This window comes from Cupriavidus sp. 8B (genome assembly GCF_054589115.1).
This window is the reverse complement of sequence record NZ_BAAILO010000606.1, coordinates 1-11,662: the sequence shown is the minus strand read 5'-3', so window position 1 is coordinate 11,662 and position 11,662 is coordinate 1. Positions and strand designations below refer to the sequence as shown.

9 protein-coding genes are annotated in these 11,662 nt (G+C 65.5%); 8 read left to right on the top strand and 1 reads right to left on the bottom strand.

Annotated features, from left to right (window positions below; genetic code table 11):
* Window positions 1-197: 197 nt before the first annotated feature.
* The 4 genes from ACYP5B_RS50010 to ACYP5B_RS49995 all read left to right on the top strand — a co-directional run bounded on the left by ACYP5B_RS50010 (window position 198) and on the right by ACYP5B_RS49995 (window position 5,881).
* Window positions 198-2,624, top strand: a complete 2,427-nt coding sequence (locus tag ACYP5B_RS50010; protein ID WP_459574889.1) for a 3-hydroxyacyl-CoA dehydrogenase/enoyl-CoA hydratase family protein — start codon at window positions 198-200, stop codon at window positions 2,622-2,624.
* Between the two features lie 18 nt (window positions 2,625-2,642).
* The gene (locus ACYP5B_RS50005; protein WP_400097617.1) at window positions 2,643-3,842 is read left to right on the top strand and encodes an acetyl-CoA C-acyltransferase; all 1,200 of its coding nucleotides are present in this window, start codon (window positions 2,643-2,645) and stop codon (window positions 3,840-3,842) included.
* Between the two features lie 237 nt (window positions 3,843-4,079).
* Window positions 4,080-5,036 (top strand): DegV family protein, encoded by a 957-nt coding sequence (locus ACYP5B_RS50000; protein WP_459574888.1) that lies wholly within the window; start codon window positions 4,080-4,082, stop codon window positions 5,034-5,036.
* Between the two features lie 68 nt (window positions 5,037-5,104).
* Window positions 5,105-5,881, top strand: coding sequence for an enoyl-CoA hydratase (locus ACYP5B_RS49995; RefSeq protein WP_459574886.1), 777 nt, complete (start codon window positions 5,105-5,107; stop codon window positions 5,879-5,881).
* Between the two features lie 26 nt (window positions 5,882-5,907).
* On the opposite strand, the gene ACYP5B_RS49990 is transcribed toward ACYP5B_RS49995, so the two are convergent.
* On the bottom strand, window positions 5,908-6,330 hold the full coding sequence (locus tag ACYP5B_RS49990; RefSeq protein WP_318236635.1) for an acyl-CoA thioesterase: 423 nt from the start codon (window positions 6,328-6,330) through the stop codon (window positions 5,908-5,910).
* Window positions 6,331-6,508: 178 nt separating this feature from the next.
* On the opposite strand from ACYP5B_RS49990, the gene ACYP5B_RS49985 reads away from it, so the two are divergent.
* The 4 genes from ACYP5B_RS49985 (at window position 6,509) to ACYP5B_RS49970 (ending at window position 11,392) form a co-directional block, all read left to right on the top strand.
* Window positions 6,509-8,404 (top strand): ABCB family ABC transporter ATP-binding protein/permease, encoded by a 1,896-nt coding sequence (locus ACYP5B_RS49985; protein WP_400097567.1) that lies wholly within the window; start codon window positions 6,509-6,511, stop codon window positions 8,402-8,404.
* Between the two features lie 185 nt (window positions 8,405-8,589).
* Window positions 8,590-9,735 (top strand): ABC transporter substrate-binding protein, encoded by a 1,146-nt coding sequence (locus ACYP5B_RS49980; RefSeq protein WP_400097565.1) that lies wholly within the window; start codon window positions 8,590-8,592, stop codon window positions 9,733-9,735.
* A gap of 2 nt (window positions 9,736-9,737) precedes the next feature.
* A complete protein-coding gene (locus ACYP5B_RS49975; protein WP_459574884.1) occupies window positions 9,738-10,604 on the top strand; it encodes an ABC transporter ATP-binding protein in 867 nt (288 codons plus the stop codon).
* A 2-nt stretch (window positions 10,605-10,606) separates the two neighbouring features.
* A complete protein-coding gene (locus tag ACYP5B_RS49970; protein ID WP_459574882.1) occupies window positions 10,607-11,392 on the top strand; it encodes an ABC transporter permease in 786 nt (261 codons plus the stop codon).
* Window positions 11,393-11,662 lie beyond the last annotated feature (270 nt).

Here is an 11,662-nt window from a genome sequence, read left to right as displayed (position 1 = left end):
GGGGGAGAGGGCCGGCGGTTCAACGAGCGATAACGCTTGATCGACCGCCCACCCTCTCCCCCGACCCATCTCCCGCAAGCGGGAGAGGGGAGCACACCGGCAGCAACAGCGGCAGCAGCAGGAGCAGCAGCAGCAACCCCGGTGCCAGCGCGCAGCCAGCCCACCTCATCTCAACGCTCACTTTCCTAGGAGCGCGCATGTCCAATTTCATCGTCAAGAAGGTCGCCGTGCTGGGTGCCGGCGTCATGGGGGCGCAGATCGCCGCCCATCTCGTCAACGCCCGCGTGCCCGTGGTGCTGTTCGACCTTCCCGCCAAGGAAGGCTCCAAGAACGGCATCTCGCTGCGCGCCATCGAGAACCTGAAGAAGCTCTCGCCGGCGCCGCTCGGCATCAAGGACGAAGCCGGCCTGATCCAGGCTGCCAACTACGAAGACGACCTCGCGCTGCTTAAGGAGTGCGATGTGGTGATCGAGGCCATCGCCGAGCGCATGGACTGGAAGCATGACCTGTACAAGAAAGTTGCGCCGCACCTGGCTTCGCACGCGATCTTTGCCACCAACACCTCGGGCCTGTCGATCACCGCGCTGTCCGATGGCTTCGACGCGGACCTGAAGTCGCGCTTCTGTGGCGTGCACTTCTTCAACCCGCCGCGCTACATGCACCTGGTGGAGCTGATCCCGACCGCGACCACGCAGCCCGCGATCCTGGACCGCCTGGAAACTTTCCTGACCTCCACGCTCGGCAAGGGCGTGGTGCGCGCCAAGGACACGCCGAACTTCATCGCCAACCGCGTCGGCATCTTCTCGATCCTGGCCGTGTTTGCCGAAGCCGAGAAGTACGGTATTCCCTTCGATGTGGTCGACGACCTGACCGGCTCCAAGCTGGGCCGCGCCAAGTCCGCTACGTTCCGCACCGCCGACGTGGTGGGCCTGGACACCATGGCCCACGTGATCAAGACCATGCAGGACACCCTGCAGGACGATCCGTTTGCCCCGGTGTACAAGACGCCTGCCGTGCTCAAGGGGCTGGTGGATGCGGGCGCATTGGGCCAGAAGACCGGCGCCGGCTTCTACAAGAAGGAAGGCAAGGCCATCAAGGTGCTGGATCCCAAGACGGGCCAGTACGTCGACTCGGGCAAGAAGGCCGACGAGATCGTGGTGCGCATGCTGAAGAAGGATGCGGCCGAGCGCATCAAGCTGCTGCGCGAATCCAGCAACCCGCAGGCGCAGTTCCTTTGGGCGGTGTTCCGCGATGTGTTCCATTACATCGGCGTCTACCTCGAGCAGATCGCCGGCTCCGCGGCCGACATCGACCTGGCGATCCGCTGGGGCTTCGGCTGGAATTCCGGTCCCTTCGAGGACTGGCAATCGGCCGGCTGGAAGCAGGTGGCCGAGTGGGTGAAGGAAGACATCGACGCAGGCAAGGGCCTGGCCAATGTGGCCTTGCCGGCGTGGGTGTTCGCAGGTCCGGTGGCCGACAACCAGGGCGTGCACGGCGCGCAGGGTTCGTGGTCGCCCGCCGCGCAGGCCTTCGTGCAGCGCAACGCGCTGCCGGTGTACGAGCGCCAGGTGTTCCGCGCTGCGGTCAAGGGCACGGCGGCTGCCGATCCGCGCAAAGCCGGCCGCACCGTGGAAGAGAACGACGCGGTGCGCATCTGGGTGAGCGAAGGGCAGGACGATGTGCTGGTGGTCTCGTTCAAGAGCAAGATGAACACCATCGGCCCGGATGTGATCGACGGCCTGACGCGCGCCATCGACCTGGCGGAAACTGAGTACAAGGGCCTGGTGGTGTGGCAGCCCACGTCGCTGCAACTGGGCGCGCCGGGCGGCCCGTTCTCCGCGGGTGCCAACCTGGAAGCCGCGATGCCGGCCTTCATGATGGGCGGCGCCAAGGGCATCGAGCCCTTCGTCAAGAAATTCCAGGACGGCATGATGCGCGTGAAGTACTCCGCCGTGCCGGTGGTGTCGGCGGCGTCCGGCATTGCGCTGGGCGGCGGCTGTGAGCTGATGCTGCATTCGGCCAAGCGCGTGGCCGCGCTGGAGACCTATATCGGCCTGGTGGAGGTGGGCGTGGGCCTGGTGCCGGCGGGCGGCGGCCTGAAGGAAGCCGCGCTGGCGGCAGCAAGGGCAGCACAAGCCGCCGGCAGCACCAACTACCTGCAGTTCCTCACCAACCGATTCCAGGCAGCGGCCATGGCCAAGGTCTCGTCCTCGGCGCTGGACGCGCAGAAGATGGGTTACCTGCAGCCGTCGGACACCATCGTGTTCAACGTGCATGAGCTGCTCTACGTGGCGCAAAACGAAGTGCGCGCCCTGTCCAACGCCGGCTACCGCGCCCCGGTGCCGGGCACGCTGGTGCCGGTGGCGGGCCGCTCCGGCATTGCCACTATCAAGGCATCGCTGGCCAATATGCGCGATGGCGGCTTCATCTCCGCGCACGACTTCCTGATTGCCAGCCGGATTGCCGAGGCGGTGTGCGGCGGCGATGTGGAAGCCGGCTCGCTGGTCAGCGAGGAATGGCTGCTGGCGCTGGAACGCAAGGCCTTTGTCGACCTGCTCGGCACGGGCAAGACCCAGGAACGCATCATGGGCATGCTGCAGACCGGCAAGCCGGTGCGCAACTAAGGCAAGCGAGGAACCGATATCATGAAACAACTGCAAGACGCATACATCGTTGCCGCGACCCGCACGCCGATCGGCAAGGCTCCCAAGGGCGCGTACAAGAACACCCGCCCGGACGACCTGCTGGCCACCATCCTGCGCGCGGCCGTGGCGCAGGTGCCTAACCTCGATCCCAAGCTGATCGAGGACGCTATCGTTGGCTGCGCCATCCCCGAGGCACAGCAGGGCCTGAACGTGGCGCGCATCGGCGCGCTGCTGTCCGGCCTGCCGAACACCGTGGGTGGCATCACCGTCAACCGCTTCTGTGCCTCCGGCCTGTCGGCCGTGGCCATGGCCGCTGACCGCATCCGCGTGGGCGAGTCCGACGTGATGATCGCCGCCGGCGTGGAATCGATGAGCATGGTGCCGATGATGGGCAACTCGCCGTCGATGTCGCCGGCTATCTTCGAGCGCGACGAGAACATCGGCATCGCCTACGGCATGGGCCTGACCGCCGAGAAGGTCGCACAGAAGTGGCAGGTCAGCCGCGAGGACCAGGACGCCTTCTCGCTCGCTTCGCACCAGAAGGCGATCCGCGCCCAGCAGGCCGGCGACTTCAAGGACGAGATCACGCCGGTGGACATCGTCGAGAAATTCCCCAACCTGGCCAGCGGCCAGGTCGACGTGAAGACGCGCACCATCTCGCTGGACGAAGGCCCCCGCCCGGAGACCTCCATCGAAGGCCTGGCCAAGCTGCGCCCGGTGTTTGCCAACAAGGGCAGCGTCACTGCCGGCAACAGTTCGCAGACCTCCGACGGCGCCGGCGCGCTGATCCTGGTTTCGGAAAAGATCCTCAAGCAGTTCAACCTGGTGCCGCTGGCGCGCTTCGTCTCGTTCGCAGTGCGCGGCGTGCCGCCGGAGATCATGGGCATCGGCCCCAAGGAAGCGATTCCCGCGGCGCTGAAGGCGGCCGGCCTCACGCAGGACCAGATGGACTGGATCGAGCTGAACGAAGCCTTCGCCGCGCAGTCGCTGGCGGTGATGCGCGACCTGCAGCTGGACCCGGCCAAGGTCAACCAGATGGGCGGTGCCATCGCCCTGGGCCACCCGCTGGGCGCCACCGGTGCGATCCGTTCGGCCACCGTGGTGCACGCACTGCGCCGTAATAACCTGAAGTACGGCATGGTCACCATGTGCGTCGGTACGGGCATGGGCGCGGCAGGTATCTTCGAGCGCGTCTAAACGCGCCACAAAGAGCAAGCACGTCAAGCAAGCGCTGCGGTTCGCTGGCCGACGTATTGCTCCCCTCTCCCGCGCAGCGGGAGAGGGGTTGGGGGAGAGGGCGGGCGCGTCAGGCCAGCACCGGCGCATAAACACCGCCCTTCCTCCGAACCCGCTATCAGGTGAAGAAAGCAGTGCCATAACAAGGAGACAGCTGCCGCCTCGATGCGGCTCACCTGACAGGGAGGAAACAACAAGATGCAGGAGACACTCATCCTGGCCGACGCCGCGTGCGACATGCCGCGCGCGCTGATGGCCGAACTCGGCGTGCAGACGGTGCCGTTCCGCATTCGCGCGGGCGACCGCTTTGTGGCCGATGTGCGCGACGAGCCGACCTTGCCGTCGCTCTACGCGCAGTACCTGGTCGGCAAGCAGGACCACTATGCCGAATCCATTCCCTTGCTCGAGCGCGAGATCGAAGACCACATGCTCAAGCATGTGGTGACCTCATGCGACCGCGCGCTTCTGCTCACCATCGCCAGCAGCCGCAGCAAGCTGTACGCGCATGCCTCAGGCGCCGTGGTCGGTACCGTGGCCAAGAGCTTCAAGGCGCGCAAGGATGCGGGGCGCACGGGGCTGTTCGAGCTGACGGTGATTGACACCGGCGCGATCGGCCCGGGCCAGGCGCTGATCGTGCGCGAGGCCGCGCGCATGCTGGGCGGCGGCGCCAGCGCGCAAGCGGTGGTGGAGGCGGTGGAGACACGCTTGCGCGACGCAGCGCATATGTTCCTGGTGCCCGACGAGTTGCTCTACATGTACACGCGCGCCAAGCACAAGGGCGAGAACAGCATCACCTGGGGCCGCTACATGCTCGGCAGCGCGTTCAATATCCGCCCCATCGTGCATATGCATCGCGGCCAGACCGAGCCGGTGGCCAAGGCGCGCGGCGCGGATGAAGGCATCCGCCGCGTGATGGCGCACGCGCAGCAATGCATCCGCAGCGCCCGCTTGCTGAGCCCGGCAGTATCGCTGAGCTATGCGGGACCTCCCGAGGCGATTCAAGCGTTGCCGGCCTACCAGTCGCTCGCGCGCACCGCGCAGCAGCATGACGTGGAGCTGATGCTGGCGCCAATGAGCCTGACGGTGGCGCTCAACGTCGGCGCAAAAGCGTTCGGGATGAGCTATCTTTGCGAGAATCCGCCGGCGTTCGAATGAGCGGCCCACTTGCTTAAGCGAAGGGCAAGGCAGACAAGCCAACCAAGCAGTAAGGAGAAGACGATTTCATGAGCATCCTGACCACCATCGAACAAGGCATCCTGACCCTCGAGTTCGATCGCCTCGACAAGAAGAACGCCATCACGGCGGCGATGTACCAGGCCATGGCCGACGCGCTGCGCGCCGCCGAGACCGACCCTGCCGTGCGCGTGATCGTGATCCGCGGCAAGCCGGAAGTGTTCACCGCCGGCAACGACCTGGAAGACTTCATGCAGCGTCCGCCCACCTCGGGGGTGGGCGATCCACCGGCGCCGGTGTTCCAGTTTCTGCAGCAGATCAGCCAGGCCAGCAAGCCGCTGGTGGCCGCGGTGAGCGGCCCGGCGGTGGGCGTGGGCACCACCATGCTGCTGCATTGCGACCTGGTCTATGTCTCCGAGACGGCCAAGCTGTCGCTGCCGTTCGTGCAGCTGGGCCTGTGCCCGGAAGCGGCATCGAGCATGCTGTTGCCGCGCCTGCTGGGTCACCAGCGCGCTGCCGAGAAGCTGATGCTGGGCGAAGCCTTCAGCGCGCAGGAAGCGCTGCAGATCGGCCTGGCCACGCGCGTGCTGCCGGTGGCGGAGCTCAACGAGTTCGCACAGCAGCAGGCGCGCAAGCTGGCCGCGCTGCCGGCTTCGTCGCTGCGGGAGACGAAGCGGCTGATGAAGGGCGGCGACAAGGCTGCCGTGCAAGCGAAAATGGCGGAGGAGGGCGAGGTGTTCCGGCGCATGCTGCAGGCGCCGGAAGCCAAGGAGGCGTTCAAGGCGTTCTTCGAGAAACGCCGCCCGGACTTCTCGCAGTTCAACTAACTTGCATTGAAACCGCCGCTGCACCCTCAGGCCAGCGGTGCGTCCTTTTCCTTCGGCAGCACGCGCGGCTGGCGTGTATCGTCGGTGGCGACGTAGGTCAGGGTGGCTTCGGTCACCTTGACGATCTCGTTGCTGTGGCGCATGCGTTGCGCATAGACCTCCACCGACACGGTGATCGAGGTGCGGCCGGTCTTCTCGATATCGGCATAGAAGCTCACCAGGTCGCCGACAAAGACCGGATGCTTGAAGAGGAAGGAGTTCACCGCCACGGTGGCCACGCGGCCCTGGGCGCGTTCCACCGCCGGGATCGAGCCGGCAATGTCCACCTGGGCCATGATCCAGCCCCCGAAGACGTCGCCATGCACATTGGCATCCGCCGGCATGGGGACCACGCGCAGTGCGGGATTCTTGCCAGGGGGCAGGCAGGGGAGGACGTTGGCTTGATTCATGATGGCTGCTTGATGAGGCTGGATCGGGTTGGGGCGGGGTAGGGCGGGCAGCGAAGGAGTGACCTTGCCGCCGCGCGGCCCGGGCGTGGTGGCGCTGCCGTGACGCGCGATTGCGGCGTGGCGCCGGCTAATTATGTCGATCTCTGCCACAATCGCATATTCGCCCGAATTCTAACGTATGCGACGCTACTCTACGTCGGCCGAGCCGTCCCCCGCCCAGCCTTCTTCCCTCTTCGGCAAATCCAACGTTCCCCGCAGCGATTGGCAGACCGTGCGCAACCTGTTGCCCTATGTCTGGCACTACAAGTGGCGCGTGATCCTGGCGCTGGTGTGCCTGGTGGCGGCCAAGGTGGCCAACCTGGGCGTGCCGGTCCTGATGAAGAAGCTGGTGGACAACATGAATGTGCCCGCCGGCAGCGCGACCGCGCTGCTGGTGGTGCCGGTGGGGCTGATCGTCGCCTACGGGATATTGCGCTTGTCGGGCACGCTGTTTACCGAGCTGCGCGAGATCCTGTTCTCCAAGGTCACGCAAAGCGCGGTGCGCGAGATCGCGCTGCAGGTGTTCCGCCACCTGCACGCGCTGTCGCTGCGCTTTCACCTGGACCGCCAGACCGGCGGCATGAGCCGCGACATCGAGCGTGGCACGCGCGGCATCCAGTCGCTGATCTCCTACTCGCTCTACAGCATCCTGCCGACCCTGGTCGAGATGGGGCTGGTGATGGGCTTCTTCATCCTGCACTACGACATCTGGTTCGCCGCCATCACGGGCTGCGCGCTGGTGAGCTATATCGTGTTTACCATCGTGGTGACCGAGTGGCGCACGCACTTCCGGCGCAAGATGAACGAGCTGGATTCGCGCGCCAATCAGAAGGCCATCGATTCCCTGCTCAACTTCGAGACGGTCAAGTACTTCGGCAATGAGGAATACGAGGCCGGCCGTTATGACGAGAACCTGCGCAAGTACCGTACCGCGGCGATCCGCTCGCAAAACTCGCTGTCGTTCCTGAACTTCGGCCAGCAGGCCATTATCGCCACCGGCCTGATCCTGATCCTGTGGCGCGCCACCGTGGGCGTGGCGGCGGGCAAGCTCACGCTGGGCGACCTGGTGCTGGTCAACACGCTGATGATCCAGCTGTACATTCCGCTGAACTTCCTCGGCGTGATCTACCGCGAGATCAAGCAGGCCACCACCGACATGGATCGCATGTTCGTGCTGCTGGGCACCAACCGCGAAGTGGCCGATGCGCCGGGCGCCGGCGCCTTGCGCGTGCAGGGTGCGGCGGTGCATTTCAACCATGTCGGCTTTGGCTACGAGAGCAACCGCGTGATCCTCGACGATGTGGAGTTCACCATCGCCGCCGGCACCACTACCGCGGTGGTGGGCCACAGCGGCTCGGGCAAGTCCACGCTGGCGCGGCTGCTGTTCCGCTTCTATGACGTGAGCAGCGGCGGCATCGAGATCGACGGCCAGGATATCCGATCGATCACGCAGGACAGCCTGCGCCGCGCCATCGGCATCGTGCCGCAGGACACCGTGCTGTTCAATGACAGCATCTACTACAACATCGCCTACGGCCGCCCCGACGCCACCCGCGACGAAGTCATCGAGGCCGCGCGCGCGGCCCAGATCGACGGCTTTATCCGCGAGCTGCCGCAAGGCTACGACACGCCCGTGGGCGAGCGTGGCCTCAAGCTGTCGGGCGGGGAGAAGCAGCGCGTGGCCATCGCCCGCACGCTGCTGAAGAACCCGCCGATCCTGGTCTTCGACGAAGCCACCTCGGCGCTGGATTCCCGCACCGAACAGGCCATCCAGGCCGAGCTGATGCGGCTGGCGCAGAACCGCACCACGCTGCTGATCGCGCACCGGCTCTCTACCGTGGTGCATGCCGACCAGATCCTGGTGATGGACCGCGGCCGCATCATCGAGCGCGGCACCCATGCCGAGCTGATGCGGCTCGATGCCCGCTACGCCGAGATGTGGCACATCCAGGCGCGCAGCGCGGCCGAGAACGAGGCGCCCGTGGAGGATGCCGCGCTGGCCATCGAGGCGGGCGACGCGACGCAGGACGCCTGACACGCAAATAGCCAGGGCCGCGATGGATTGTTGACAATCCATCGCGGCAAACCGTCCCGAAATATCCGATTGCACGAATTTGGTTCGACAATAGGTGGCGTACCCGCCCCATCGCGGTGCGTGTTTGCATGGCACGCGCCTTGCAGACGAACTATCCAGGAAGACGACTAACTGGAGAGAGTTCAATGCCGCTATTCCGTGCCGCCACCCCGTTCGCCACCCCGTTCGAAGTCCCGGCCGCTCTCGCAGGCGCCCAGCCGGCCCATGCCGTGTCCGGCGCCGCCGCGTCCCCCGCACGCCGCCGCTGGTTGCAGCTTGGCATGGCGCTAGGCACCGCACTGGTGCTGTCGACACAATTTGCCGGCGAGGCGCACGCCCAGACCAAGGTCCGCTTCCAGCTCGACTGGCGCTTCGAAGGCCCGTCCGCGCTGTTCCTGCTGGGCGAGCAGAAGGGCTACTACAAGGCCGAGAAGCTCGATGTGGCGATCGACGCTGGCAACGGCTCGGGCAACGTGGTCAACCGCGTGGCTTCCGGCACCTATGACATGGGCTTTGCCGACCTTGCGTCGGTGATGGAGTTCTACGGCAACAACCCGGATGCCAAGAACAAGCCGGTGGCCGTGATGATGGTCTACAACAACACACCCGCCGCCGTGCTGGCGCTGAAGAAGTCCGGCATCAAGACCCCGCACGACCTGGCCGGCAAGAAGCTCGGCGCACCGGTGTTCGACGCCGGACGCCGCGCCTTCCCGATCTTCGCCAAGGCCAACGGCCTGCAGGCATCCAGCTTCAACTGGCAGGCGATGGACCCGACCCTGCGCGAGACCATGCTCACGCGCGGCGACCTCGACGCCATCACCGGCTTCTCCTTCACCTCCATCCTTAACCTGAACGCGCGCGGCGTGAAGGACGAGGACATCGTGGTGCTGCCTTACCCGCAATACGGCGTGAAGCTGTACGGCAACGCCGTGATCGCCTCGGAAGACTTCCTCAAGAAGAACCCGGAGGCGGTCAAGGCCTTCCTGCGCGCCTTCGCCAAGTCGGCCAAGGACGTGATCGCCAAGCCGGAAGAGGGCATCAAGGCGGTCAAGGCGCGCGACGGCATCATCGACGAGAAGCTCGAGACCAAGCGCCTGAAGATGGCGCTGGATAGCGTGGTCAAGTCGCCCGACGCGCGCGCCGAGGGCTTTGGCCGGGTCAACAAGCCGCGCCTCTCGCTGATGGCTTCGCAAGTGGCCGATGCCTTTGGCACCAAGGGCCGCATCAACCCCGACAACCTGTGGACCGATGCCTACCTGCCGTCCGCTGCCGAACTGGATGTGCTGCGATGACGATGGGCGCGACTTCCCAGCCTTCCCTGCGTACGGGGGCCGCGGCCCCCGCGGAACTGCCGGCCGAGCCGGCGGCGCGACCCTTTGTCGAGTTCAACCGCGTCTGGCTCGCCTATAACGACGAGCTTGCCCGCCAGGGCGAGTTCGCCATCGAGGACATCTCTCTGCAGGTCGAGCCGGGCGAGTTCATCGCCATCGTCGGGCCCTCCGGCTGCGGCAAGTCCACCTTCATGAAGCTGGCGACCGGCCTCAAGCCGGCCACGCGCGGCGTGGTCAAGATCGCCGGCGAGAAGGTTACCGGCCCGCTCAAGATGGTGGGCATGGCCTTCCAGGCCCCGACGCTGCTGCCCTGGCGCACCACGCTGCAGAACGTCATGCTGCCGCTGGAGATCGTCGAGCCGTACCGCTCCACGCTGCGCCAGAGGCGCGAGGAATACACGGCGCGGGCGCGCGAACTGCTGCGCACCGTGGGCCTGGCCGGATACGAGGACAAGTACCCGTGGCAGCTCTCCGGCGGCATGCAGCAGCGCGCCTCGATCTGCCGCGCGCTGATCCACGAGCCGCGCATGCTGCTGCTCGACGAGCCCTTCGGCGCGCTCGACGCCTTTACCCGGGAGGAGTTGTGGTGCGTGCTGCGCGACCTGTGGCAGGCGCAGCGCTTCAACGTGATCCTGGTCACCCACGACCTGCGCGAGGCCGTGTTCCTGGCCGACACCGTCTACGTGATGAGCCAGCGCCCGGGGCGCATCCTCACGCGCAAGGAGATCGACCTGCCGCGTCCGCGCGACCTCGACCTGACCTATACCGAACCCTTTGCCGACCTTGTGCACTCGCTGCGCGAGAAGATCGGCCACGTACGGCAGCACTGACCATGAGTACTTTCTCTTCCTCGATAAGCGCGGCCCAGCAACGCCGCGTGCAGCGCGTGGCGCCGTGGCTGTTGCTGGGCACGTTCCTGCTGCTGTGGCAGGGCGCTTGCCTTGTGTTCAATGTGTCGGACTTCATCCTGCCCAGCCCCAGCGCGATCGTCACGTCGCTGTTCGAGTACTGGGATGTGATTGCCGGCCATGCCTGGCGTACCTTCTGGACCACCATGGTCGGCTTTGGCCTTGCCATCGTCGTGGGCGTGGTGCTGGGTTTGCTGATGGGCTCGTCCGGGCTGGCGTACGCGGCCGGCTATCCGCTGATGACGGCGTTCAATGCGTTGCCGAAAGCGGCGTTCGTGCCGATCCTGGTGGTGTGGTTCGGCCTGGGCGCCGGCCCGGCGATCCTGACCGCGTTCCTGATCTCGTTCTTCCCGATCATGGTCAATATCGCGACAGGGCTGGCTACGCTGGAGCCGGAACTGGAGGATGTGCTGCGCGTACTTGGTGCGAAGCGCACCGATGTGTTGCTCAAGGTCGGGCTGCCGCGGTCCATGCCTTATTTCTTTGCGTCGCTGAAGGTGGCGATCACGCTGGCATTCGTTGGCACTACCGTGTCGGAGATGAGTGCCGCTAACGAGGGCATTGGCTATCTGCTGGTCTCGGCCGGATCGGCGATGAAGATGCCGCTGGCGTTTGCCGGGCTGGTGGTGATTGCTGTGATGGCGATGGTGATGTATGAGTTTTTTGCGGTTTTGGAGAGGAGGGTGACGGGGTGGGCGAATAGGGGGTGATAGGGGGACGGGGGGGGTAGCGCTTCTGGCCCCGCTGACGCGGGGGGGTCTCTTGTGGGCGGGGTTTTGATGCTTCTAGCTGCTGTCGCGGCTGGGCGACTTTGATGGTTGATGGGCTGGAGGTGTTTTGGCGCTTCTAGCTGCTGTCGCGGCTGTACGGGGTTGGCCGTTTTGGAACGTGTGAGATGTCACTTTTCTTTACTCGTAAAGAGGGTGGAGACAAAAGAAAGAAAGACCTATTCTTCCTAAACTGAACATGGAGATGCAGTC

Bases quoted from the DNA above. Each gene is read 5' to 3' on its own strand.
- ACYP5B_RS50010 (WP_459574889.1), top strand. From the start codon at position 198: ATGTCCAATTTCATCGTCAAGAAGGTCGCCGTGCTGGGTGCCGGCGTC.
- ACYP5B_RS49975 (WP_459574884.1), top strand. From the start codon at position 9,738: ATGGGCGCGACTTCCCAGCCTTCCCTGCGTACGGGGGCCGCGGCCCCC.
- ACYP5B_RS50000 (WP_459574888.1), top strand. From the start codon at position 4,080: ATGCAGGAGACACTCATCCTGGCCGACGCCGCGTGCGACATGCCGCGC.
- ACYP5B_RS49985 (WP_400097567.1), top strand. From the start codon at position 6,509: ATGCGACGCTACTCTACGTCGGCCGAGCCGTCCCCCGCCCAGCCTTCT.
- ACYP5B_RS49995 (WP_459574886.1), top strand. From the start codon at position 5,105: ATGAGCATCCTGACCACCATCGAACAAGGCATCCTGACCCTCGAGTTC.
- ACYP5B_RS49980 (WP_400097565.1), top strand. From the start codon at position 8,590: ATGCCGCTATTCCGTGCCGCCACCCCGTTCGCCACCCCGTTCGAAGTC.
- ACYP5B_RS49990 (WP_318236635.1), bottom strand. From the start codon at position 6,330: ATGAATCAAGCCAACGTCCTCCCCTGCCTGCCCCCTGGCAAGAATCCC.
- ACYP5B_RS49970 (WP_459574882.1), top strand. From the start codon at position 10,607: ATGAGTACTTTCTCTTCCTCGATAAGCGCGGCCCAGCAACGCCGCGTG.